Source organism: Neobacillus drentensis, assembly GCF_036965645.1.
GTDB lineage: Bacteria > Bacillota > Bacilli > Bacillales > Cytobacillaceae > Neobacillus > Neobacillus drentensis_D.
This window is the reverse complement of record NZ_JBALPZ010000056.1, coordinates 81,392-107,119: the sequence shown is the minus strand read 5'-3', so window position 1 is coordinate 107,119 and position 25,728 is coordinate 81,392. Positions and strand designations below refer to the sequence as shown.

General features: G+C 41.9%; 22 protein-coding genes. 17 read left to right on the top strand and 5 right to left on the bottom strand.

All coding sequences use genetic code 11. The features are described 5' to 3' along the window. Positions 1-172: 172 nt before the first annotated feature. The 8 genes from V7266_RS11870 (at position 173) to V7266_RS11835 (ending at position 10,484) form a co-directional block, all read left to right on the top strand. Positions 173-1,906: an ABC transporter ATP-binding protein gene (locus V7266_RS11870; RefSeq protein WP_335468090.1), complete on the top strand. Its 1,734-nt coding sequence runs from the start codon at positions 173-175 to the stop codon at positions 1,904-1,906. Then, complete coding sequence (locus V7266_RS11865; protein ID WP_335468089.1) at positions 1,907-3,754, top strand: ABC transporter ATP-binding protein; 1,848 nt, start codon at positions 1,907-1,909, stop codon at positions 3,752-3,754. It begins immediately after the preceding gene. A 382-nt stretch (positions 3,755-4,136) separates the two neighbouring features. Further along, a complete protein-coding gene (locus V7266_RS11860; protein ID WP_335468088.1) occupies positions 4,137-5,342 on the top strand; it encodes an MFS transporter in 1,206 nt (401 codons plus the stop codon). 308 nt (positions 5,343-5,650) lie between these two features. After that, positions 5,651-6,823: an ABC transporter substrate-binding protein gene (locus V7266_RS11855; RefSeq protein WP_335468087.1), complete on the top strand. Its 1,173-nt coding sequence runs from the start codon at positions 5,651-5,653 to the stop codon at positions 6,821-6,823. A gap of 338 nt (positions 6,824-7,161) precedes the next feature. After that, complete coding sequence (locus tag V7266_RS11850; protein WP_098527688.1) at positions 7,162-8,040, top strand: branched-chain amino acid ABC transporter permease; 879 nt, start codon at positions 7,162-7,164, stop codon at positions 8,038-8,040. A gap of 15 nt (positions 8,041-8,055) precedes the next feature. Next, positions 8,056-9,009 carry a branched-chain amino acid ABC transporter permease gene (locus V7266_RS11845; protein WP_335468086.1) on the top strand — a complete coding sequence of 318 codons (954 nt, stop codon included), beginning with the start codon at positions 8,056-8,058 and terminating at the stop codon, positions 9,007-9,009. Next, entirely contained in the window at positions 9,006-9,776 is a 771-nt protein-coding gene (locus V7266_RS11840; protein WP_335468085.1) for an ABC transporter ATP-binding protein, read from the top strand. Before V7266_RS11845 ends, V7266_RS11840 begins: the two co-directional genes overlap by 4 nt. After that, the gene (locus tag V7266_RS11835) at positions 9,777-10,484 is read left to right on the top strand and encodes an ABC transporter ATP-binding protein (RefSeq protein WP_335468084.1); all 708 of its coding nucleotides are present in this window, start codon (positions 9,777-9,779) and stop codon (positions 10,482-10,484) included. It begins immediately after the preceding gene. Between the two features lie 79 nt (positions 10,485-10,563). Here the strand turns inward: V7266_RS11835 and V7266_RS11830 are convergent, their stop codons facing one another. Further along, positions 10,564-12,372, bottom strand: a complete 1,809-nt coding sequence (locus V7266_RS11830; RefSeq protein WP_335468083.1) for a TIGR04190 family B12-binding domain/radical SAM domain protein — start codon at positions 12,370-12,372, stop codon at positions 10,564-10,566. A gap of 289 nt (positions 12,373-12,661) precedes the next feature. Between V7266_RS11830 and ybaK the strand changes: the two genes are divergently transcribed. Both ybaK and V7266_RS11820 read left to right on the top strand, forming a co-directional pair. Continuing rightward, positions 12,662-13,138 carry a Cys-tRNA(Pro) deacylase gene (ybaK, locus tag V7266_RS11825; protein WP_335468082.1) on the top strand — a complete coding sequence of 159 codons (477 nt, stop codon included), beginning with the start codon at positions 12,662-12,664 and terminating at the stop codon, positions 13,136-13,138. 215 nt (positions 13,139-13,353) lie between these two features. Continuing rightward, positions 13,354-14,457 (top strand): PRK06851 family protein, encoded by a 1,104-nt coding sequence (locus tag V7266_RS11820; RefSeq protein WP_335468081.1) that lies wholly within the window; start codon positions 13,354-13,356, stop codon positions 14,455-14,457. Positions 14,458-14,485: 28 nt separating this feature from the next. Here the strand turns inward: V7266_RS11820 and V7266_RS11815 are convergent, their stop codons facing one another. After that, entirely contained in the window at positions 14,486-14,641 is a 156-nt protein-coding gene (locus V7266_RS11815; protein WP_176541052.1) for a hypothetical protein, read from the bottom strand. Positions 14,642-14,766: 125 nt separating this feature from the next. Between V7266_RS11815 and V7266_RS11810 the strand changes: the two genes are divergently transcribed. Both V7266_RS11810 and V7266_RS11805 read left to right on the top strand, forming a co-directional pair. Further along, entirely contained in the window at positions 14,767-15,435 is a 669-nt protein-coding gene (locus tag V7266_RS11810; protein WP_335468080.1) for a DNA alkylation repair protein, read from the top strand. Positions 15,436-15,518: 83 nt separating this feature from the next. Further along, positions 15,519-16,373 carry a Cof-type HAD-IIB family hydrolase gene (locus V7266_RS11805; RefSeq protein ID WP_335468079.1) on the top strand — a complete coding sequence of 285 codons (855 nt, stop codon included), beginning with the start codon at positions 15,519-15,521 and terminating at the stop codon, positions 16,371-16,373. A 307-nt stretch (positions 16,374-16,680) separates the two neighbouring features. On the opposite strand, the gene bshB2 is transcribed toward V7266_RS11805, so the two are convergent. The 3 genes from bshB2 to pdxK form a co-directional block, all read right to left on the bottom strand. Beyond that, positions 16,681-17,346 (bottom strand): bacillithiol biosynthesis deacetylase BshB2, encoded by a 666-nt coding sequence (gene bshB2, locus V7266_RS11800; RefSeq protein ID WP_335468078.1) that lies wholly within the window; start codon positions 17,344-17,346, stop codon positions 16,681-16,683. Positions 17,347-17,442: 96 nt separating this feature from the next. Next, positions 17,443-17,790, bottom strand: a complete 348-nt coding sequence (locus V7266_RS11795; protein ID WP_335468077.1) for a YojF family protein — start codon at positions 17,788-17,790, stop codon at positions 17,443-17,445. Between the two features lie 167 nt (positions 17,791-17,957). Beyond that, a complete protein-coding gene (pdxK, locus tag V7266_RS11790; protein ID WP_335468076.1) occupies positions 17,958-18,791 on the bottom strand; it encodes a pyridoxine/pyridoxal/pyridoxamine kinase in 834 nt (277 codons plus the stop codon). A gap of 461 nt (positions 18,792-19,252) precedes the next feature. Between pdxK and fdhD the strand changes: the two genes are divergently transcribed. The 5 genes from fdhD (at position 19,253) to V7266_RS11765 (ending at position 25,715) form a co-directional block, all read left to right on the top strand. Continuing rightward, positions 19,253-20,029 carry a formate dehydrogenase accessory sulfurtransferase FdhD gene (gene fdhD, locus V7266_RS11785; RefSeq protein ID WP_335468075.1) on the top strand — a complete coding sequence of 259 codons (777 nt, stop codon included), beginning with the start codon at positions 19,253-19,255 and terminating at the stop codon, positions 20,027-20,029. Positions 20,030-20,156: 127 nt separating this feature from the next. Then, positions 20,157-23,132, top strand: coding sequence for a formate dehydrogenase-N subunit alpha (gene fdnG / locus V7266_RS11780; RefSeq protein WP_335468134.1), 2,976 nt, complete (start codon positions 20,157-20,159; stop codon positions 23,130-23,132). A gap of 2 nt (positions 23,133-23,134) precedes the next feature. Next, on the top strand, positions 23,135-23,959 hold the full coding sequence (locus V7266_RS11775) for a 4Fe-4S dicluster domain-containing protein (protein WP_335468074.1): 825 nt from the start codon (positions 23,135-23,137) through the stop codon (positions 23,957-23,959). Continuing rightward, a complete protein-coding gene (locus V7266_RS11770; protein ID WP_335468073.1) occupies positions 23,952-24,665 on the top strand; it encodes a formate dehydrogenase subunit gamma in 714 nt (237 codons plus the stop codon). Before V7266_RS11775 ends, V7266_RS11770 begins: the two co-directional genes overlap by 8 nt. Before the next feature lie 243 nt (positions 24,666-24,908). Beyond that, positions 24,909-25,715, top strand: a complete 807-nt coding sequence (locus tag V7266_RS11765; RefSeq protein WP_438825769.1) for a formate dehydrogenase accessory protein FdhE — start codon at positions 24,909-24,911, stop codon at positions 25,713-25,715. Positions 25,716-25,728: the final 13 nt, after the last annotated feature.

Here is a 25,728-nt window from a genome sequence, read left to right as displayed (position 1 = left end):
ACAATTCTCAAAGTCAAAAACTTTTATACTTTTTTTATCTAATAGGAAATATCGTTAAATGGTCCGTTTATTATAAATGGGCCATTTTAGTTTTTCTTTGCTTAAAAATTGTATTATTCCGGTATTCGAAATTATAATAGCCTTATTAATGTTGCTAAGGTTAGGTGAGGGCATGAAGTTTTTATCTAAATATGTGAAGAAATATTGGAAATCTTTTAGTATCGCAGTACTTTTTCTCACCTTTGAGGCAATTAGTGATTTGATGCAGCCAACGATTATGGCAAAGATCATCGATCAAGGCGTTGTGAACAGGGATATTCATTATGTCTTAAAAATGGGCGGTGTCATGCTTTTAATCACGGCCTTAGGTGCCATCAGCGCCTCAACACGCAGTGTCATTGCCAGCATTGTCTCGCAAAACTTTGGGACAGAGCTTCGCTCCGATTTATTTAAAAAAATTCAAACGTTTTCGTTTAAAAATCTTGATAAGTTTAACCGTGCCTCTTTGATTACTCGTTTAACGAACGATGTCACGCAAGTGCAGGTGTTTGTGAATGGATTGATGCGGATTTTTGTTAAATCGCCTTTACTTGCCATAGGCGGCCTAGTGATGGCCACACGGCTTAACCTGCACCTATCCGTTGTCCTGGCGGTGGTCGTTCCGATTGTGGCTTTCTTAATTGTCCTTAATTTACGCCTTGGGTTTCCTCTTTTTTCCAAGGTTCAACAGGCCCTGGACCGAGTGAATTCAGTTATGAGGGAATATCTATCAGGGGTTCGTGTTGTTAAGGCTTTCAATCGCTTTGACGTGGAGATTGGCAAGTTTGCCAGTGCAAATGATCATTTTAAGGATCAGTCCGTCGCCGCAGGGCGTCTAATGGCCACCTTTAGTCCCTTGATTATGCTGACAGTTAATCTTGGCATTGTCGTTGTTCTTTGGATTGGCGGAATGGGGGTAAAATCAGGTGACATTCAGGTGGGCCATATTATTGCCTTCACCAACTATATGACGCAAATTCTTTTCTCGCTTATGATGATTTCGATGGTCTTTAATATGTTTGTCAGAGCCAAAGCATCTGCCGGCCGGATTAACGAAGTATTTTTACAAGAGGATGGTTTCACAAAAGAAACGAACGCCGTACAGCCGCCGAGCATGCAAGAAACTGGCAGAATTGATTTTGAGGATGTTACTTTTTCCTATGAAGGAACTAGTGGTGAGCCCGTCTTAAAACATATTGATTTAACTATCCTTCCCGGGGAAACGGTGGGGATTATCGGTTCAACCGGCTCGGGAAAAAGCACCCTCGTAGGGCTAATCCCCCGTTTTTATGATGTGACGAGCGGAGCGATTAAAGTGGATGGTCAAGATATCTCTCGAATTGATCCCAAAATGCTTAGAGACAAAATCGCGATTGTCCCGCAAAAGAATATTCTATTTACTGGTACGGTGGCAGAAAATATCCGCTGGGGGAAAGAAGATGCCTCGGATGAGGAAGTACGGACAGCTGCCGTGATTGCGGGTGCGGATGATTTTATTATTGCTTCACCGGAAGGGTATGAAACGATGATTGGCCAGGGCGGGGTTAATTTTTCCGGTGGTCAGAAACAACGGATTTCGATTGCGAGAGCCCTGGTGAAGAAGCCAAGTATTTTAATTCTAGATGATAGTACTAGTGCTGTCGACGTTGCGACTGAGGCAAAAATTAAAGCGGCCTTGAAGAAATACGCCAAAGGCCTAACCTGTCTCCTCATCGCCCAGCGGATTACCTCCATTATGGATGCGGATAAAATAGTTGTTTTAGATCATGGAGAGCTTGTTGGATTTGGTACCCACAGCGAATTGCTCGCGGGCTGCCGAGTCTATCAGGAAATCTATCAATCACAGATGGGCAAGGAGGTTGTGTAAATGGCAAAAGAAACGGAACAAACTCGGGAGTCCCCTCCTCCCCTTCGACCGGGAGGTGCCCATCGCTTCCGCGGCCCAGTTGTCAAACCAAAAAACTTTAAGGCTACATTAACACGCTTGTGGCATTATTTTGGTAGTGAGCGAAAGATGCTGAGCTTAATCTTTTTCTTTATTATCGTTGATGCCGTTCTAATGCTGCTTGCCCCGTACTTAATCGGAAAGGCCGTTGATGCCATGAGCCTTAACCGTGGTAAAGTCGATTTCAATCTACTTGAGATCATAATTATCATATTAGCCATTGCTTATGTGGCTGATGCAGCTCTGACCTTTTTACAGGGCTGGCTGATGGCTGGTGTGGCGCAAAGGGTAGTCAAGCGTCTTCGCGAGGCGATCTTTCGGAAACTGCAAAAGCTGCCTGTCTCGTTTTTTGATGCAAGGACTCATGGTGAACTGATGAGCCGCCTCTCCAACGATGTCGATAATGTTAGTAATACTATCTCCCAGTCGACGACGCAATTAATGTCCGGCCTGATTGTGATACTTGGTTCGTTAATTATGATGATTATTCTCAGCCCAATTTTAACGATAGCAAGTTTGCTTACCGTGCCGCTTGTTTTTTTCTTGACGAAGACGATTGCTAAACGAACGAGTGTTTTATTTAAGAATCAACAGGTACAGCTTGGAAAGTTAAATGGTCATATTGAAGAAACCATTTCCGGCATTGAGGTCGTAAAGGCGTTTAATCATGAAGACCAAGTGATTGAAGAGTTTGAAACGGTGAATACAACGCTTCGTGATGTTGGTCTTAAGGCGCAAATCTGGTCGGGTTTTTTAATGCCGATTATGAATGTCATTAATAATCTTGGTTTTGCGATCGTGGCTGTGATTGGTGGAATCTTGGCGGTGAAAAGCCTTGTTACGGTTGGTGCGATTGCGAGTTTTATCACCTATTCACGGCAATTTGTCAGGCCGCTGAATGATCTTGCTAACATTTTTAATGTTCTACAGTCGGGTGTAGCGGGGGCTGAACGGGTTTTTGAGGTTATGGATGAACCAGAAGAAGTAGTCGATACCCCTCAGGCGGTTGAATTGAAAAATCCAAGAGGGCATGTGGTTTTTGAAAATGTCAGCTTCGGCTACCGTCCGGATGTCCCCATTATAAAGAACATCAGCTTTGAAGCTCAAATTGGCAGCAGTACGGCCCTAGTTGGTCCGACTGGTGCTGGGAAAACAACTGTCGTCAATCTGCTGACGAGATTTTATGATGTCACTGAAGGCAGGATTCTGCTAGATGGACGTGATATTCGCGATTATACAAGGGATAGTTTGCGGAGATGCTTTGGGTTTGTCCTTCAGGATACGTATTTATTTTCCGGAACGATTAAAGAAAATATTAAATACGGCAAGCCGGATGCAACGGATGAAGAGGTAGAGCAGGCAGCAAAAATGGCCAATGCCGACGTGTTTATTAAACGTTTGCCAAACCAATATGAAACGGTTCTGTCGGAAAATGGCGGCAACCTTAGTCAGGGTCAGCGGCAGCTGTTGGCGATTGCCCGGGTGATATTAGCAAAACCGTCACTGCTGATTTTAGATGAGGCAACCAGCAGCATTGATACAAGAACAGAGCTTCATATTCAAGGGGCCTTGCTTAAATTAATGGAGAAGCGGACGAGCTTTATCATTGCCCACCGCCTTAATACGATTCGTGATGCCGATATGATTATGGTAATCGACAACGGACAAATCATCGAAAAGGGAAGCCATGAGGAATTAATGAACGCTAAAGGCCGGTACTATCAGATGTTTTTTAACCAATTTAAAAATGTCGATGAGGCACTGGGTTAGTACTATATAAATCATTTATCAAGAGAATGAACCGATGATTAATTGGTACATTCTCTTTTTTTAGTCAGGCTGTATTAAAGCTTATTATCGTTTTTGTTTAACGATGTTGATTGGAGCGGAAGGTGCGAGACTCCTGCGGGAGTACTGTACAGGGGAGACCCCGCAGGCACCAAAGCTCCGATGAGGCTCCCCGGACCGCCCGTGGAAAGCGAAGCACCTGGAGCGGAAAGCAACATCCAAGTTTAAGTCAGCCCGTTAATTATTTAATGACAGATGTCAAGACAACTGATAGAATACCTTATGATTAATAGTATTAGAACCATACCTAAAAATAGGTATTTGGGGAATAATGTAAATACATGCTATACATAGGGGGATCATCATGAAAAATAAAAAGGAAATATCCACCCGAAGACTGCTCGGAATAGCCGGAATGGGCTGGATGTTTGACGCCTTGGATGTCGGAATGCTCAGCTTTATTATTGCAGCCCTGAAAGTAGAATGGGATTTAACACCGGGTGAGATGGGCTGGATCGGAAGTATTAATTCCATCGGGATGGCTGTTGGGGCACTTGTTTTTGGGTTAATGGCAGACCGAATTGGCCGGAAAAGTGTCTTTATCATTACATTACTACTATTTTCATTAGGGAGCGGCGCCTCCGCACTGACCACCTCCCTAGCAGCCTTTTTAGTGTTAAGGTTCATTATTGGGGCGGGCTTGGGCGGTGAGCTTCCGGTTGCCTCCACCCTTGTCTCCGAAAGTGTTTCAGCTGAGAATCGCGGCAGAATCGTCGTCTTGCTCGAAAGTTTTTGGGCAGGCGGATGGTTAGTGGCAGCCGTCATATCTTACTTCATTATTCCGAAGTTTGGCTGGCAGATTGCTCTCATCATTAGTGCGATTCCTGCCCTGTATGCCTTATACCTGCGAATGGGACTTCCTGATTCACCTCGTTTTACGGCAGTAAAAGAAAAGCAAAAAACATCTATGCTTGAAAGTTTAAAGAAATTATTCTCTAAGGAATACGGACGTCAAACGGCCATGCTTTGGATTGTTTGGTTTTGTGTTGTCTTTTCCTACTACGGAATGTTTTTATGGCTCCCTAGTGTCATGGTCATGAAAGGATTTAGCCTAATCAAGAGCTTCCAATATGTACTTATTATGACAATTGCTCAGCTGCCAGGTTATTTTACAGCGGCATGGTTTATTGAAAAAATGGGCCGGAAATTTGTCTTAGTCGTCTACTTAATAGGGACGGCGGTAAGTGCTTACTTATTTGGAACAGCTGACACTACGGCCATGCTGATGACCGCTGGGATTCTGTTATCATTCTTTAACCTCGGTGCCTGGGGAGGATTATATGCTTACTCACCGGAACAGTATCCAACCATTATCCGTGGAACAGGTACAGGCTTTGCGGCCGCAGTAGGGCGTATTGGCGGTGTCCTGGGGCCATTATTAGTTGGGAACCTGGTAGCACAGAAGGTATCCATCTCAACGATCTTTATGATCTTCTGTATTTCAATATTAATTGGGGCGTTTGCTGTCTTTATTTTAGGAAAAGAAACGAAAAATAAAGAATTAGTATAATAATGAGTGTAAAGGGTTCCAATTAAAGGAATCCTTTTTTCTATGTAACGAACAAGAGAATATATTTAAGCAAAATAATAAAAATAGATTGTTTTTGGATAGAGAAAGTAACTCGGTATCACTTTATTGCAATGAAGCGTTTTATACTAAATAAACATTTTAATTTTCTTATTCTTTTAATTATTTCAAAATAACTGTATAATAGGACTAGACGAACCCCTAAATATTATGTACAATGTTTTCAGAATATTATAAAAGTGTGTGAAGTAAGTCCTGGGTCATTTTTTGAAAAAATAGGGGGTAGTTGGATGAGGAAGAGGAAATTAGCTGGAATCTTTATGTCTTTTATGGTGGCAGCAGGTGTGATGGCAGGATGTAATTCAAGTGCGAGCAGCAATGAGGAGAAAGACGGCACCATCAAGATTGGAGCCAACTTAGAACTCTCAGGCGGAGTAGCCTCGTATGGCCAATCAGCTAAAGAAGGTATTGAATTAGCGATTGAGGAAATTAACAAAAAAGGCATCAACGGCAAAAAACTAGAATTAGTGACGGTCGACAATAAATCAGATGCAGCAGAAGCTACGAGCGGTGCCCTTAAACTAGCTACGCAAGATAAGGTTGTAGCTATGATCGGTGCAGCAACAAGTACAAACACCCTTGCCCAAGTACAAATTGCACAAGATAATAAAATTCCATTAATTACTCCAACTGCAACCAACGCTACGATAACGTTTAAAGATGGAAAATTGAATGATTTTGTTTTTCGCACCTGTTTCATTGACCCATTCCAGGGCACGGTTGCAGCAAACTTTGCAACCAATGATTTAAAGGCTAAAAGTGCCGCAGTTTTAATTGACAGCTCAAGCGATTACTCAAAAGGTTTAGCAGCTTCTTTTAAAAAGGCATTTAAAGATAATGGCGGTAAGATTGTAGCCGAAGAAGCCTATGTGGCAAAAGATACGGACTTCCATGCTACCCTGACACGTATCAAAGCTGCAAATCCAGATTACGTCTTCCTGCCTGGTTTCTATGAAGAAGTGGGTCTCATTGTCAAACAGGCCCGCGAGCTTGGTCTAAACGTACCAATTATGGGCGGCGATGGCTGGGATTCTCCTAAACTAGTAGATATTGCTGGTGCTGCCTCATTACAGAACACATATATTACCAATCACTATTCTTCAGGTGATAGCGATAAAAAGGTTCAAGGCTTTGTTTCAGCCTTTAAAGCAAAGTATGATGGTAAATCACCGGATGCCTTCGGTGCATTAGGATATGATACAGTGTACTTCCTTGCAGATGCGATTAAGCGTGCAGGAAGCAGCGATCCTAAGAAAATTCAAAAGGCACTGGAAGAAACAGATGGACTTGAGCTTGTTTCAGGCAAAGTGAAGCTTGATAAAAATCATGATCCAATTAAGGCCGCTGTTATTCTTGAGTACGTAAACGGTCAACAACAATATAAGACAAAAGTAAACCCGTAAACTAGAAAAGCGGAAGCGCCTTGATAAGGGAAAAAAGTAGTTCATTTTTTCCTAGGGGCGACAGGCATAAGACGAGCCGGCGAGAAGGTTGATCTTTAACCTTCTTGACGGATTGGCTTATGACCCCGAGCCCCTAGGCGCTGAAGCTAGACAATTAGAAAAGCGGAAGCGCCTTGAATTGCTAGATTTGACAAATTTTATAGTTTGCCAAAGGGATAGGGAGCGATGACGTTCCCTATTCCAATTTGTAAGAGGATTACAAGTTAACTAACACACAAAACTTGTAAACCAAAATTAGAAAAAGAAAAACAGGAGTTCATCAGAAGGAGTGTAAACAGATGGAGTTAATACAACAGCTTGTGAATGGGATATCCTTAGGCAGTATTTATGCTTTGATTGCTTTAGGGTACACTATGGTCTACGGTATTGTTAAATTAATTAATTTTGCCCATGGAGATGTCTTCATGGTAGGTGCATTTATTGGATTTTATTCTATTACCATTCTTCATTTAGGATTTTTCCCATCCTTACTTATATCAATGGCAGTATGTGCCCTCTTTGGTGTAATCATTGAGCGGATTGCCTACAAGCCATTAAGGAATGCCACTAGAATTGCGGCGCTTATAACAGCTATTGGCGTATCGCTGTTTATTGAATATGGGACGATTTATCTTCGCGGTGCACAGCCGGAAGCCTATCCAAGCAATTTAGTACCATTAAAGGACCTAGATGTTTTTGGCGTAAAAATCAGCGGTCAGTCGATCTTGATTTTAGGGACTTCCATTGTCTTAATGATTCTCTTACAATTTATCGTTCATAAAACAAAAATCGGAAAAGCCATGCGTGCTGTTTCCCACGATATGGATGCTGCTAGATTAATGGGGATTAATGTTAATAACACCATCTCTGCCACCTTTGCGATTGGTTCTGCCTTGGCAGGTGCAGCTGGGGTCATCTTTGGAATGTACTATACAAAAATTGAGCCGTTAATGGGAATTATTCCAGGCTTAAAAGCCTTCGTTGCAGCTGTTTTAGGCGGAATCGGAATTATTCCGGGAGCTATGACCGGCGGATTATTATTAGGTGTAATTGAAGCACTGGTCAGCGCCGCAGGTTACTCATTATGGCGGGATGGCGTTGCGTTTGTTGTCCTTATTTTAATATTGATTTTCCGTCCAGCAGGATTATTTGGTAAAAATATCAGGGAAAAGGTTTAAGGGGAGGCTTCTACGATGAATATTTTAGGACAAGCAAAGTTTTTCTGGACATCAGTCGTTTTAGCCGTTGTTTTTGCAGTAGTCATGCAATTTCTAATTGCTGGTGGTTCCATCAACCAATTTTATGTAAATACATTATTTTTTATCGGAATTAATATTATTCTCGCGGTTAGTCTTCATTTAATTATTGGCATTACCGGACAGTTTTCAATTGGACATGCAGGTTTCCTTGCCGTTGGTGCCTATGCATCAGCGATTATGACAATGAAATTAAGCATGCCGTTTCCGGTCGCTTTACTTGTTGGTGGTCTAGCTGCAGCAGTAGCAGGTCTTATTATTGGGATTCCAACACTTCGTTTAAGAGGTGACTATCTTGCCATTGCCACACTTGGTTTTGGTGAAATTGTGAGAATCGTGTTTCTAAACATTGACTACGTTGGCGGGGCAAGTGGTATGACTGTCTCCCATTTAACAACATGGCCATGGTTAATCGGCTGTGTATTATTAACGATCATCGTGATTGTTAACTTCACAAATTCAACGCACGGCAGAGCTTGTATTTCAATCCGTGAGAATGAAATAGCAGCCGATGCAATGGGAATTAACACTACTTATTATAAAGTTGCTGCCTTTGCACTTGGTGCTTTTTTTGCAGGGATTGCTGGTGCCTTGTATGCTCATAACTTTTATATTATCCAGCCGACCAACTTCGGATTTTTGAAATCATTTGATATTTTAATTTTTGTTGTTCTTGGCGGCTTAGGCAGTATGTCAGGTGCGGTTATTGCAGCGATTCTTTTAACGATTATTTCAACTTATCTTCAAAGCTATCCGGAACTGCGGATGGTTATCTATAGTTTAGTATTGATCATCATGATGCTTTACCGCCCTCAAGGTTTAATGGGCACAAAAGAAATCACCTCATTCTTTAAGGTTGGTAAATCGGCTAAAGGGAGGAATGCAGCATGACACAGTTACTTAAAGTAGAAAATGCCGGAATCCGATTTGGCGGCTTAAAGGCTGTTTCAGATGTGAATTTAGAATTGAAAAAGGGAGAACTTGTCGGCTTAATTGGACCAAATGGTGCCGGAAAAACAACGTTCTTTAATCTGTTAACAGGGGTGTATGTACCGACAGAAGGAAGTATATCCTTAGACGGTGAAAAACTAAATGGCTTAGCGCCCTTTAAAATAACAAAAAAGGGTATCAGCCGGACATTCCAAAATATTCGTTTATTTAATGAACTGTCGGTTCTTGATAATGTTAAAGTAGCGTATCACGCACTTGCGAAGCATTCGATTTTCAGTTCGATCCTCCGCCTTCCCGCTCACTTTTCTGGTGAAAAAGAAATGGAAGAAAAGGCAATTGAATTTTTGAAAATCTTTAAGCTGGATAATGTATTGCATGAGAAGGCAAAAAATTTGCCTTACGGGCAGCAGCGCCTTTTAGAAATCGCGCGGGCTTTGGCTGCAAATCCCAAGCTCCTATTGCTTGATGAACCAGCAGCGGGGATGAACCCACAGGAAACGGAAGAACTGATGAATCTAATTGCGTTAATCCGTGAAAAATTCAATCTTACCATCCTCTTAATTGAACATGATATGCTTCTAGTCATGGGAGTATGTGAACGGATTTATGTGCTCGACCATGGTCAATTGATTGCCGAAGGTACACCAGAACAAATCAGAAGTAATCCAAAAGTCATCGAAGCGTATCTAGGCGAGGAGGTCTCTTAAATGCTTAAAATCAATGATATAAATGTTTATTACGGCAACATCCACGCCTTAAAGGGAGTTTCCCTGGAAATCAATCAAGGGGAAATCGTTACGTTGATTGGTGCGAATGGTGCTGGAAAAAGTACACTTCTGCAAACCATTTCCGGATTGTTGAAACCAAAGACCGGTGAAATCATATTTGAAAATGAACATGTAGCAGGGAAAGTTGCTCAATCGATCGTAAAACGAGGAATTTCACATGTTCCGGAAGGACGCCGTGTCTTCGCAAACATGTCAGTAGAAGAAAACCTGGAGCTAGGTGCTTACTTACGTAAAGATAAAAAAGGAATTAAAGAAGATTTTGATAAGATCTATCAGTTATTTCCACGTTTGGAGGAGCGCCGTAAGCAGTTGTCGGGTACTTTATCCGGCGGGGAGCAGCAAATGCTTGCCATGGGCCGTGCCTTAATGGCGAGACCTCGCCTTTTACTGTTGGACGAGCCATCCATGGGTCTTGCCCCTCTGTTAGTAAAAACAATTTTCCAGATCATTGAGGAAATCAATAAAACAGGAACGACCATCCTTCTTGTGGAGCAAAACGCTAATATGGCCCTGTCTATTGCTAATCGTGCCTATGTTATTGAAACAGGGAAAATAGTGGCTTCAGGCTCAGCTGAGGAGCTCAGCCAGAGCGACCAAATTAGAGCTGCTTACTTAGGCGGCCATTAATCGAAAAGCAGAAATGCCTTGAACAGGGGCGCTGCAGCTAGACAAAAAGGTATCGGAAAAATGTCCGATACCTTTTTAATTACCCTTTTATTTTCCGGTATTCTGCATCAAGTTTAAATTGCTGGCGGCGTTTTGGGCTTAAAAAATGCCTGATTTTGTTAACATAATCCTCATATAGCTGTTCGATACCGACCAATGCGAGAGAAAAAAAGTTAGCGTAATTCTTTTGTACCTCCCACTTCAATTCATTTTTTCCGCAGATACTATATTTATTTAACTCCTCGATTTCTTCCTGAATTCTGGCTAATTCAATCGCTTGTTCATCAGGAGAAAGAGAAAGTACATGGTCAATCTTCTTAATATATTCTCTTGATCTTTCAATTTTTTCTTTGATGTCAAAGTAATCCTCTTTATTAATCAAATGATACTCTAATTTAAAGTCATTTAAACGCTCAGCAGCTTCATAAGTGGAGTTAACAATGTCATCGCGAGTCATATCCTTTGTCTCATAACTTAACATATGCTTCCAGGATGGCTGGATAATCGCCTTACGGTGGTCCTCTAAGGTGTGGCAATACTTCTTAAGCCCGTGGATTTCTGGATGCTCGAAGGCAGGACTGGCTGGGTCAAGGAACGGTGCCAGTGGTGCTACAAAGTAGAAGATTCTAGGATCTTTATGACAAGCCAAATGAATCGTTTCGCAGAAATCAATGTTTTCGACGGCACTTTTGTAAGTCTGCCCTGGGATTCCGACCATAAAGAATAAATCAATCTTCTTGCAGCTATTCTTTAAAGCGAAATTAAGGGTATCTATTACTTTTTGATTGGTGCAGCTAAACTTGCCATTGTAACGTCTGATTTTTTCATCATGCGTTTCAAGGGTGATTTCAATACTATATTTTGGCACGCTGTCATTCATCATTTTAAAGAATTCATCATCTGCATATTGGAACAACTCAAATACAATTTCATTTTTTAATTGCAGTTCTTTTAAGAGGTTGAAAAACTCCTGAACATATTCCCGTCCGCCCTGACGCAGATCATGCAGGATAAAGATAGGAGCGCGGCTAAAACGTGATATAAATTGAATGTCCTCAACTAGTTTCTTTGGCGAGCGTAAAGCTAGTGAATTCCGATTACAGTTTTGGTCATAAGCGGCTTTAGAGCCGCCGCAAATTAAGCAGTTCTGAGTACAGCCTCTAGCCGTTAACAAGGCTGTGTTTGGATACTGAAGCCAGCCGTTGTATGGGAGCGGGTCAAGGAAGTTGCGATATTTAAACACCGAGCGAACGGTATAGCGATAGCCAGGAACATCGATATCATCCAAGTCTTTTGGTACGTAGGTAATTGGATTGTAACCGCATTCCCCTCCCTTTTTCCAAGTGAGATTAGGAATATCAGCATAATGGGTCTTGCCTGCTGCGATTTTATTCATAAGTAAAAGCATCAGCTTTTCGGTCGAGTCACCGCGCATAACAAAGTCAATAAAGGGATATTCAATCAGCTCTTTATGATAATAAGTAGCCGATAAGCCGCCAAAAATGATGGGCGTCTTAGGGTGAAGGCCCTTTACAATCTTAGCGAGCTCAATACTGCCGTGTGCATGCGGCAGCCAATGAAGATCAATCCCGAATGCCTTCGTTTTAATTTTCCGCAGTTTTGCTTCGACATCAAATTTATCACTCATGAGCATGCGGTTCGCGATATTAATAATTTTCACCCTTAGTCCGTACCGCTCTAGGTAATCGGCAATACTTGTTAGTCCAATTGGGTACATCTCAAACACTGGTGAGGACGGGACCACATCACTAATGGGGCCGGCGAGTAACGAGTTCTTTCTAAAGTCATATACACTGGGTGCATGTAATAACACTAAATCGTATTTCATAGGTTTCACCTCATTCAAATTTAGGGAGGAATACTTTTTTTATATAAGTAATTTTGCGGGGAGTGAAAAAATGTGAGGGTTTTCACAAATGGTTAAAGGTTGATAGTGGGTCATCAGCTTTCCCAATGTGATTATGATATTATTTTAAATTTAGTTTACTATAATAATGGATTGAGTGAGTGACAAATGAGTGACAGATTTTGGGTGGTTTTGTGTATATCTGGGATTTTTCAATCCAAACTGGCAGATGATATAATGCCCGTATATAAATGCTTAAAGGGTGATAGTGATGGCACAGACCAAAACAAATGCGATGCGGATACTTGACGCAAAAAAGGTAGAGTATGAAATGCTTACATACGATAATAAAGACGGAAAAATTGATGGAATATCGGTAGCTGAAAAGATTGGCAGAGATCCTAAGAGTGTTTATAAAACCCTTGTCGCCCAAGGTACTAGTAAGAATATCTTTGTATTTGTCATCCCTGTAGCGGAGGAATTGGATCTAAAGAAGGCCGCCAAGGCGGCTGGAGAAAAAGCAATCGAGATGCTGCCCATGAAGGACATTCAAAAGTGGACAGGTTATATCCGCGGGGGCTGCTCACCGATTGGGATGAAAAAAGAGTATAGGACCTTTCTTGATAAAAGCAGTCGCGAGCTAGAAGATATGGTTGTTAGTGCAGGGAAAATTGGTGTTCAAATGGTGCTCGCACCCCAAAAATTACAAGAAGTCACAAAGGCTGAATTTACTGAAGTTATTAAATGACAGAAGGACTAACAATCCTACTTATGCCTGCATGTAAGATAAATTTTTATAGGCACTCACCTAAAAAACAAAAAAGCATAAGATAATCTCAAAAGTGAAAGCACCTTCATAAGGGGTTGACTTTTAAGCTTTAGATAACCTTATCTTGTTAGAAAACTAGTCTGATACCTCTAAGGTAATGGCCAAGTTGATTTGTTAAAAGGGAGTGTTGATAGGTGGCAGGAAAAATCAAAAATTATTTTGCTGGCGGAAATACGGCCAGAGGTTTTTATAGTCTATATGACTCTAACCTGCAAGGCTTAGAGAGATTGTTTATATTAAAAGGCGGTCCGGGAACCGGTAAATCCTCGCTTATGAAGAAAATTGGCCAGGAGTGGGTTGAAAAGGGCTATAATATTGAGTTGCTTCATTGTTCATCTGATAATCAATCGATTGATGGCGTCATCATCCCAGCTTTAAAGGTTGGAATTGTTGACGGTACAGCACCGCATGTAATTGAGCCCAAGGCGCCTGGAGCAGTCGAGGAGTATATAAACCTAGGCGAGGCCTGGAATTCCCGTGAGCTTAGCCTAAAGAAGAATGTGATTCAGAAGCTGACGAACCAAATCAGTCATTCATTTCAGAAGGCCTATGCAACGTTTAAGGAAGCGTTGGAAATTCATGATGATTGGGAAAAAATTTATATTAATTGTATGAATTTTAAAAAGGCTAATCAATTAACGAATAAATTGATAGATTCCTTTTTCGGTAAAATGAAGTTAAATAAAACCCCGGATGTACGCCATCGTTTTTTAGGGGCTGCCACGCCGCAGGGCGCAGTCGATTTTGTTCCAAATTTGACGGAGGAAATACCTAAACGCTATTTTATTAAAGGGCGTCCGGGCTCAGGGAAATCAACGATGCTGAAAAAACTGGCGGCCGCAGGAGAAGAGCGCGGCATCGATGTGGAAGTTTACCATTGCGGTTTCGATCCCCACAGTTTAGATATGGTCATTTTTAGGGAGCTGGGTATAGCGATTTTTGATAGTACCGCGCCGCATGAATATTTCCCAAGCAGAGATGGCGATGAGATTATTGATATGTATGAGATTTTAATTGAACCGGGTACGGATGAGCTTTTTGCTGATTTTATTAGCAACATTGCCGAGAAGTATAAAAACAAAATGACGGAAGCGACCAGTTATCTCGCTAAAGCCAAATCCCTGCATGATGAGCTGGAAGAAATTTATGTAGCTGCCATGGATTTTTTGGTTGTCGAAAAAATCCAAGCGAGAATTACTGAGGAAATAAATGACTTGGCTGCGAGTAAGGTTCAATAAAAATAATGCCGGGGAAATCCCCGGCATATTATTTATGCGGATTGGTTTTACTTTGCTGCCCTTTATTTCGTTTATTTCCCTTACTGTTATCACCGCTGACAAACTCAGTGCCAAATTCAGCTTCTGAATGCCCTGCTTGTGGTGAATTTTGATTACGGCTGCCTTTATTAAACTTCTTTGTCATCTATGTATCCCCCCTATCTGCTAATAGTGTGTCATCGTAACAGTGGATTATCCGGATAAAATAAAGGGAAAAATGGGAATTAGTAGAACAAGTATGGGATGGATTGGTGAAAGGATGGATGTTGGGTGTTTACAAAGACACTTATTTTAACAAGGCTGTTTAAGGAAAACCGCAATGCAGCCAACGCTGGACCGATGCGAAATTATATGAAAGGACATTTTCCTTTCCTGGGAATTAAATCCCCTTTACGTAAAGAATTAGAAAAGCAATTTTTTAAGGAAACAGGCTTGTTACATGAGCCTTTTAACAAGGAATTAATAGAGGAACTTTGGAATAAGCAGGAAAGAGAATATCAGTATACTGCTTTAACTTATATGGAAAAATCATTGAGGAAGCTGCAAAAAAGTGATTTGCCGTTCATGGAATGGCTGATTACGACTAAATCCTGGTGGGATACCGTTGATACCATTGCACCTAAACCAGTCGGAAAAATAGCAGAGTATTTTCCAGAGGTTATAAACGAGACGATTGATGGCTGGGCCATGCATGAAAATATGTGGCTGCGGAGGGCAGCGATTCTTTTTCAACTGAAATATAAGGAAAAAACAAATGAAAGCCTGCTTTATCAATACATAAGGAAAAATGCTGAGAGTAAGGAATTTTTTATTCAAAAAGCGATTGGGTGGGCGCTGCGGGAGTATTCAAAAACAAATTCTGCATCTGTGAAGGAATTTATAGAGGGACATAAGTTAGCCCCGTTAAGTGTTCGTGAGGGGAGTAAGTATTTGAAGTGAGCTTTCCATTCTTTAAAGGCTGGCAATCTATGTTAGAATGGCAATATTATATATAGTCAGAAAAAATGGAAAAGGTGGACAACATGATTAAATGTATCGCATCAGACATGGATGGAACATTATTAAATTCAAGGCAGCAAATTAGTGAGGAAAATAAACAAGCTATTTTAAAGGCACAAGCTGAAGGGATTGAATTTGTCGTTGCTACCGGCAGGTCTTATCAAGAAGCTACATACGTACTGTCTGAGGCCGGCCTAACATGTCCTGTCATCTGTGTAAATGGAGCAGAGATCCGCTCAAAAGAAGGCGAAGTACTCTCTTCAACACCTATAAGTAAACAGCTTGCGAGAGCGGTTGCCGCTAAATTAAAAGAGCATGACGTCTATTACGAGGTTTATACAGACAAGGGCGCGTACACACTTGACCCGGAAAAAGCTGTTTCTATTTTGGTAGACATTGTCGTCAGTGCTAATCCCGAGATTGATCCTGAGGAGATTAGGCATGCAGCAGGGGCTAGGATCCGTGATGGCTTAATCCATCAAATCGAAGATTACGAGCTTCTTTTTGCAGACGAAAATTTTCTTATCTATAAAGTACTGGCTTTTTGCTTTGATCGCAGTAAACTGAAGGCAGCTGGTGAGGACCTTCGTGACTTTTCGGATTTGGATATAACCTCTTCCGGTCACGAAAATCTTGAAATAACGAATAAGCAGGCGCAAAAAGGACTTGCCCTAGCGAACTTTGTGAAAGCTAATGGAATTGAAATGGCTGAGACGATGGCGATAGGTGATAACTTGAATGATGTCTCCATGTTCGAGCGGGCCGGGAGATCGGTTGCCATGGGGAATGCCAGCTATGAAATCAAAGCGATGTGTGATGTCATCACCGATACAAATGATGAACACGGAGTCGCACAAGCGATTCTTGAAGTGTTATAGGCAATGGAAGGACATCCTAGAATAAACTAAAATTAACAGCAAAAAAGGTATAACCCTCTAAATGAAGAGAAATACCTTTTTAAATTTAAATTAAGTAAAAGAACTCTGTTGATTGGAGTGGAAGGCGGCGAAGACTCCTGCGGGAGTACGGGGCTGGGGAGACCCCGCAGGCGCTAAAGCGCCGAGGAGGCTACCCGGCACGCTCGCGGAAAGCGAAGCCGCCTGGAGCGGAAATCAACAGACTAGTTTAATGTAAAAAAAAGAGGGTGCCCCTAAAAGTTATACTCTTAGGACACCTTTTTTTTGTTTAAAATTTATAGGTCCAGAACCGTTCGTTGTTCAGCCAAACCATAAGCTGTGGATCCTGATTTTTTAATTTCTCCATCGTATCTTTAAACGAATGCTCAGTTTGCGAGCGGTGTGCCTGAATCGCCGCCAATTTCTTATCAGCAACAGGCGTAATATTATGAACGATGTCAGCTTCACCAAGCTCATCAATGCAATTTTTTGAGAAGGCTACACAGTGTAAGGTTGGCCGTGCGGCTGCCGGCATTTTTTTAACTGCCCGTACGACCGCCGCACCGGTAGCATCATGGTCAGGATGAACCGAATAACCAGGATAAAAGGTGATTATCAAAGAAGGGTTTACCTCATCAATAATGTCTGCAATGTGATTTGTCAGTTTCTCATCGTCTTCAAACTCAATCGTTTTATCACGATATCCAAGCATCCGTAAGTCTTGAATTCCTATTGCTTTCGCAGCAGCCTTTAATTCTTCCTTCCTAATTTTCGGAAGTTCTTCACGATTCGTAAAAGGGGGATTTCCCATATTGCGTCCCATTTCCCCTAAGGTTAAGCAGGCATATGTAACGGGAGTTCCGTTCTCGACATGGGTGGCAATGGTGCCGGATACCCCAAACGCCTCGTCATCCGGATGAGGGAAAACGACTAATACATGGCGTTGTTTTTCCATAAAATCATTCTCCATTCATGTAAATTATGATGTCCAGCTCCAGCCCCTAGGAAAAAATGAACTACTTTTTTCCCTGTTCAAGGCGCTTCCGCTTTTCTATTCAAATGGTACCGTACTAATTTCTAGTGCAACGGCAAGTTTTCCGTCATGGTCATGGCCGGCGAGTAAAAGATGGTTTTCTTCATCAATCTCAAAATGGGTGATGCCTTCTGCATAAATCCAGCCGAGGTTTATTTTTAAACCAACCCGATAAGGGCCGCTGCCCGTAATCTTTCCTAGTTCATATCGGACAAGGGCATTGCGAATGTAAGCTCCGGCAGAGAAGAAGGATTGGTCGTTATGGGATGCGTAGGCACCGTTGGTTGTTTCAAGGTGGATGTAAACATCCTTATCGGCAAAAAGATTAATGGTTTCTTGAACCTGTTTAACATCAATGGCTTCCAAAAAAATGCTGCCTCCTTTCGCTCTTGAAAAAAATGAATAATAACTAATCAGTATTGTTGTTAATAATGTATTTATCATACTAAAATCATTTGAAAAATGCGAAAAGCGTGCCTATAGAAATAGAAAAGGCCGAACATTTCGTTCGACCTTATGAATAGGAATGATTCCTAGCAGTCCTCACAGTACTCTGTGACGGCCTTCTTATTGCGGTAGGCACCGTGCCAGGTTGGACCAACATACTCATTTAAAGGGAAACCTTGCTGGATACCCGCAGAAACAAATCTCTTCGCAACATCGACGGCATCATAGACGGAATTACCTTTAGCCACCTCGGCTGCGACTGCCGCAGAGTTTGTGCAGCCTGCACCATGGGTATAGTTTGTTTCAATCTTCTCGGATTCATAAATCTGAAATTCTTTCCCATCAAATAGAAGGTCGATGGACTTTTCTTCTGTTTGGAGTTTGCTGCCGCCTTTAATCAACACGAACTTGGCCCCTTGGTCGTGAATTTTTGCAGCTGCTTCTTTCATTTCTTCGATTGTTTTTGGTGTCTTCATACCTGCCAGCTGGCCAGCCTCAAACAGGTTTGGTGTGACCACATAGGCGCGTGGAAGAAGTAATTCCCTCATGGCGTCAGTAGTTTCTGGATTTAAAACCTCATCTTCTCCCTTACAAACCATAACAGGATCAATGACCACATTTTTTAATTGATGTTCGTCAATTTTTCTCGCTACTAGCTCAATGATTTCAACTGTGCCAAGCATTCCTGTTTTCATTCCATCGATTCCAAGCGAAAGAATGGTATCCAGCTGCTTTTCCAGGATATTGACGTCAATCGGGAACACGTTATGATGCCATCCTTTTGGGTCCATCGTAACGATACAAGTAATTCCCGTCATCCCATAAACACCAAGCTCCTGAAATGTTTTTAAATCAGCTTGCAGCCCGGCGCCGCCGCTTGAATCGGAACCAGCTATTGTCAGTACTTTCTTAATTGCCATTATGTATACCTCCTTAAGTTAAATAACTCCTTCCTTATTATAAATCAAAATAAAAAATATAACAGGAATCGAGGATGAACAAATTTGGGCATAGGTAATAGTTACAAAAAAATGACAAATAGACCAATAGTACTATTTGAATCCATTCTAAGTGATAAATATTACTTTCAAAAAATCACCGTGGAAGTACGATAAATTCAAAAGCAAGGTAGTAATAAATGTAACCGTTTTCTCAAATGGTGATCACATCTAGCGATAAAGGTTAATTTGTTGGAAATCTGACACAAATAATAACAGTGTGGCAATGCCGCGATTTTTAAGGGACTCTAAATACTTTTATTACTAATATCTCCCTTTCAATAAGCAGTTTCTCTTAATGCTGTGACATAAATCGCTGAGTGACATTGGTCCTATTTTTACAATTAAGAATACGGAAAATACCCTTAGAAGGAAGGAATGGTATGAACCGTAAAGGCTGTCCCGATGAATATCCAATATCCTTACATCTAAACGGCTGCGAAATAGCTGTTTTTCAATTAACGAAATATGACCTAAAAGATTGGGCATATGGATATTTGTTTTCAGAAGGATTTATTCAGGATGTAAACGATATTGAAGCTGTCAACATAGATGAAAATATGGGAGCCATCTTCGTTACTCTTCACGCTCATTTTGATGAAGACCAATTTTTTTCGAAAAAGAAACATTATACGGCCGGCTGCGGCAGAGGAGTCACATTCTTCTCGATGACCGATGTCAAAAGCTTTGCCAAAGTATCCTCAGGCCAAAAATATGACTTAAGTTATCTATTAAAAAAGAGAAGTGAATTTGCGGGAAGATCGTCTCTTTACCTAGAAACTGGTGGAATGCATGGTGCTTGTATTGTGGAAGAGGCTGGCACGATCACCATTCGTGAAGACATCGGCCGCCATAATGCAGTGGATAAAATTATTGGCTATGCACTGAGAAAGGGTTTATCTCCTGAACGGTTGATTTTACTCACAACCGGAAGGGTTTCATATGAAATGCTCTCAAAAGCGGCGAAATTTGGCTTTCCTGTCATCGGATCCCGTACCGCTGCTACTAAACAAGCTGTACAGCTGGCGAAGTTCTTAAATATAGAGGTAATCGGCTATTTAAGAGGGAAAATGGCTGTGATATATACCTCTTCAGGAAGAGTCAACAATGATATTTCTCAAGAAGTAGACTTTGAGAGAAGCGCTGAAGGGGGGAATTAACAAACAAAAACAATCCAGCAGAAAAATAGAGAAAAAAGCGGTTGGCTGCCTGTCAAAAACGAAGGCGGTTTAAGCTTTAAGGGGGATGTCTAATCATTTTGGGGGAAGGAGAATAGTGATGGTTGAAATGAACTTAAATCGCCGGCAATTCTTAAAACTGTCTGGTGCAACGGCTGCTACGCTTGCTGTAGTAGAACTGGGCTTTAATGATAAAAAAGCCTATGCAAAAACAAAAGATTTCAAGATTGCCAAAGCTACTGTAACACCAACCATTTGCTGCTTTTGTGGTGTAGGATGCGGGATACTTGTCCACACCAAAAATAATACCGTGGTTTATACGGAAGGGGATCCGGATAACCCAATTAACGAAGGTAAGCTATGCAGTAAAGGAACGACATTACGACAAATTTATACTTCTGAAAAAAGGCTGACCAAACCACTATATCGTGCGCCGGGCAGCAATAAGTGGGAAGGAAAAGATTGGGAATGGATGCTTGACACCATCGCCAAACGTACGAAGGAAACACGTGATGCTTCATTTGTTGAGAAAGAAGCTGGCATTATCGTAAATAAAACAGAAAAGATTGCCAGCCTTGGCGGCGCGGCACTTGATAACGAAGAAACGTATTTAGTTTCAAAATTAATGAGAGGGCTTGGTGTCACTTATTTAGAGCACCAGGCACGAATATGACATAGTTCTACGGTTGCCGGTCTGGCACCTACATTTGGTCGTGGAGCAATGACTAATCACTGGAATGACCTTCAGTGGACAGATTGTGCCCTTATTATGGGAGCAAACCCTGCTGAAAATCATCCAATCAGTTTTAGATGGCTGACAAAAGCGAAAGAAAAGGGCGGAAAAATCATCAGCGTGGATCCGCGTTATACACGTACATCTGCAGTATCTGATCTCTATGCCCCGCTTCGCTCCGGTACGGATATTCCGTTTGTCGGCGGTATGATTAAATATGCTATTGAAAACAATCTCATTCACAAAGAGTATGTTGTGAAATATACGAATGCTTCCTTTATCGTGAAAGAAGGCTACGATTTTAAAGATGGCCTTTTCTCCGGTTATGATGAAGCAAAACGAGTTTATGATAAAACAAAGTGGGCGATTGAAACCACTCCTGATGGAAAACCGGTAAAAGATGAAACCTTACAGAATCCTCGTTCGGTTTTCCAATTAATGAGGCAGCATTATTCCCGCTACGATGTGGATACCGTCACAGCCGTAACAGGAACACCAAAAGAAGATTACTTGAAGGTTTGTAAAGCCTTCTGTGAAACAGGAAAAGTAGGTAAATCAGGTACCATTCTCTACGCGATGGGGACTACTCAGCATACAGTTGGTTCGCAAAACGTCCGAATCTTTGCCATTCTGCAGCTTCTATTAGGTAATATTGGGCTGCCAGGCGGAGGAATCAATGCGATGCGCGGTGAATCCAATGTTCAAGGCTCTACCGACTTTGGTTTACTGTGGGATAACTTAACAGGTTATCTTGCTGCGCCAAAAGCAACTCTTCCTGAACATGCTACACTTTCTGGATACTTGAAAAAGGAAACCCCGCCATCAGGCTATTGGAGCAACAAACCTAAATTTGTTGTCAGCCTATTAAAAGCATGGTATGGCGGAAATGCAACCAAGGATAATGAGTTTGGGTATCACTTCTTACCAAAGGGGAATAAAAACTACTCACACATTAACTTATTTAAAGCCATGTACAACAATGAACTTGAAGGTGCATTCCTTTGGGGCACCAATCCAGTTGTCGGCGGACCAAATGCCGGCAAGGAAAAAGAAGCTCTTGGCAACCTCAAATGGCTGGTTGCGGTTGACCTTTGGGAAACAGAAACATCAGCCTTCTGGCAAAAAGAAGCCGGCAATGACCCAGGCAGCATTAATACAGAAGTCTTCCTGCTTCCAGCATGTTCTTCATATGAAAAAGAAGGAAGTATTTCAAACAGCTCGCGTTGGATGCAATACCGTTGGAAAGCCATTGAGCCAAAAGGAGAATCCCGTCCGGACCTTGATATTGTTCATGAATTGGCTATGAAACTTAAAAAGCTCTATGCCAATAGCCCAAAATCTGCCGATAAGCCATTCTTAGCACTTGAGTGGATTTATGGAACTGGCGAAGCACCAGATCTTGACCAAATTGCCAAGGAAATTAACGGCTATGATCTAAAAACGGGTAAATTGCTCAAGACCTTTGGTGATTTAAAAGATGATGGTACAACGTCAAGTGGTAACTGGATTTATTCCGGTTTTTATCCTGAAGAGAGCAAAAACCTATCGCAGCGCCGCGATAATAAAGACACAGGCGGAGGAAACTTCTTAAACTGGTCATTTGCTTGGCCGGCTAACCGCCGAATTCTATACAACCGTTCCTCGGCAGATCCAAGCGGTAAGCCGTGGAGTCAGGAAAAAGCAGTGATTTGGTGGGATGCTGCTCAGAAGAAATGGATCGGTAACGATGTCCCTGACTTTAAAGCAGTCACAGCGCCAACTGAACCAGGCGGAACAGGTGCCTTCATGATGAACAAAGATGGAGTCGCATTATTATTTGCTCCAACCATGAATGACGGTCCATTCCCTGAACACTATGAACCATATGAGAGCCCTGTACCAAATGCCTTCTCATCAGTCGAATATAACCCAGCGATTGTCATTAATGATGGAGACTTTAACAAACGAGGCTTTAAAGTGGACTATCCGATTGTGGCGACTACTTACAGGGTCGAAGCACACTGGCAGTCAGGAACCATGACGCGTAACCAAGAGTGGCTGGCTGAGATCGCAAGATACATGTATGTGGAAATTAGTGAAGAATTGGCTAAAGAAAAAGGTATCAACAATAAAGACAAAGTGATCGTTACCTCTGCCCGCGGTAAAATTGAAGCTTATGCTATGGTAACAAAACGCTACAAACCGTTTACGGTTAAGGGCAAAAAAGTGCACCAGATTGGAATGCCTTGGAATTTTGGATACAAAGGGTACGCAACAGGAGCAACAGCGAACCGCCTGACTCCACATATTGGGGATGCCAACACGATGATTCCGGAATATAAAGCATTCCTATGTGACATAAGGAGGGCTTAACGATGGCTGAATACGTAAAATACGTTGACGTTACCAGATGTGATGGCTGTAAGGCCTGCATGGTTGCCTGTAAAAACTGGAATGACCTTCCGGCAGAAGTAACCGCGTTCCAAGGAAGTGCTCAATCACATCCAAAAACAAGTGCTGATACATGGAATGTTCTCCAATATGTAGAGCATGAAAACGGAAAAGGCGATTTAGAATACCTTTTCCGTCACTCATCCTGCTTCCATTGTGATACGGCTGCCTGTGAAAAGGTATGCCCAGAGAACGCGATCAGCTATTCAAAATTTGGATCTGTTGTGATTGACCATGATAAGTGCGTAGGCTGCGGCTATTGCGTACAAAACTGTCCATTTGAAGTGATTTCATTAAAAACTTATAAAGATAAGAACGGTAAAGAATACAAAAAATCTCAAAAGTGTACGATGTGTACGGACCGTCTCGAAGAGGGCTTACAGCCGGCCTGTGTGACGACTTGTCATACCGATGCGATGCAGTTTGGCAAAAAAGATGAAATGCTTGCCAGAGCCCAGAAACGCTTAGCGGAGGTTAAGGATCGTTTTCCTAATGCCAATATCTATAATCCAGAAGGCGTCGGCGGTACACATACCATCTATCTTTTAGCAGAGCGGCCAAGTGTTTACGGACTGCCAGAAAACCCTAAGGTACCAACCTCCGCAGTTCTTTGGAAAGATTACGCTCAACCAATTGGAAAAATGATGATTGGAGCCACTACAATGGCAGTAGTTGGGGCATTTATCACCAATAATATCATTAGTAGAAGATCCAAAGGTCATGAAGATGGAGGTGAAAGCCATGAGTAATTATCAGAAGCATCCAAAAGCAAATGAACAAATTCGCCGTTTTCCAAAGGCATTTGTTTGGGCACATGCCATAAATGGAATTGCCTTCTTTGCTCTTTATATTACGGCTCTGCCAATGTATACCGAATTCTTTGACTGGCTTTACCCGGTATTGGGCGGCCCAGCCATGGCCCGGCTATTGCACCGGATTTTTGCTGTCATCTTTATAACACCTACCTTCATCTTACTGATTTTTAGTCCAAAATTCTTCATGCATTGGATGAAGGAATTGATTACATGGAAAAAACGCGATCTTGAATTTTTCAGTGAATTTGTTAAGGAATTGTTTGGCTTTAATTTTAAGCATATCCGGCAGACTTTCTTTAATGCCGGAGAAAAAATTAACTCCGTCATCCAGATTTTCTGTGCAATCCTAGTTATTGCATCAGGTTTAACCATGTGGTTCCCTGAGTATTTCCCAAGAGCCGTTGTGCAATGGGGCTACTTCCTGCACAACGTTGGTTTTGGATTAGGAATTGCTGTTATTGTAGGCCACGTTTATCTCTCTGTTGTGCACAGGCACTCAAGACCTGGATATTCTGGTGTCATAACAGGAAAAGTACCTGCTTGGTGGGCAAAAGGCCATTACCCAGACTGGTATGATGAAGAAGTGAAAAAAGGCAACTTCCCTAACTTAGATGACCCTAAGCATAAAAAAGGTGCCTGATAATCTAAAAATACCAAGCGCCTTGACTTGAGGTTCATGATCCCGAGCCTGCAGTCAATGAAGCTGGACAGTTACCTAAGTCTAATAGTTAAAAAAGGAATGGCTGTCGGATAAAAGACAGCCATTTCCTAATAAGATATGTATTTTTGGAGTACAAATGGGGCGTTCATAAAGTATCTTGTACACATAAAAAATGGATAGGTCTGGAAACAAATTAAAAATGAATATAAGAGGTGTGCAAATATGATTAAATCTGTTGTTTCAAAAGAATACCAGGAATTGCAAAAAGAAATCGCCGCGCTTCAAGAACAATGGAAACACCAGCGCAATCCGGAGACCATTAGACCAAACCTGGATAAAGCGGCCATGGAGGCCGGGGTCCCTGCGGCGGCACTTACGGCGATTGATTTTGAAATTTCACTATTTTTACAGTGGATAGATGAAGCGGTTGCTCTTCTTATAAAAAATAATCCTGCATTAGAGCCGAAGCTTTCATGTATCAACAACTTGCTGGACGAGGCAACAGCGATCCGCTGGATTGAAGAGGCCTTTGCTTTTAATCATGTTTATTTTGCATCCTTCGCAGAGGAAAATAATGTGGAAGAATGGATTCCGCATTTCCTTGCTGAAACTGCCCTTCGCCCCTATCTGCAGCTAACGGCAGAAAAGGTACAGCACGCCATTGACCACACCGTCTCTGGTGTATGTCCAGTTTGCGGTGAACCTGTAAGGGTAGCGGCTATTGATGAGGACGGGAAAAAAGTAATCCACTGCCCGCGCTGCTTCGCTCATTGGCCGGCTCGAAGGCTGGAGTGTTCGCACTGCGGTAATGAAAATCATGAAACCATTTACTTTTTAGAAATTGAAGGCGAGGTAACCTCGAAAATTCAAGTTTGCGAGGAGTGCAATGGCTATATTAAAATAATTGATAGCAGACAATATATTACAAAACCGTCCGTCGCATTATTAGACCTTAACTCTATACATCTCGACATGGTTGCCCAGGAAAAAGGATACAATTGCGTCGGGGATAAGAAAGAGACCAATTAAGAAGGTGCTTCTT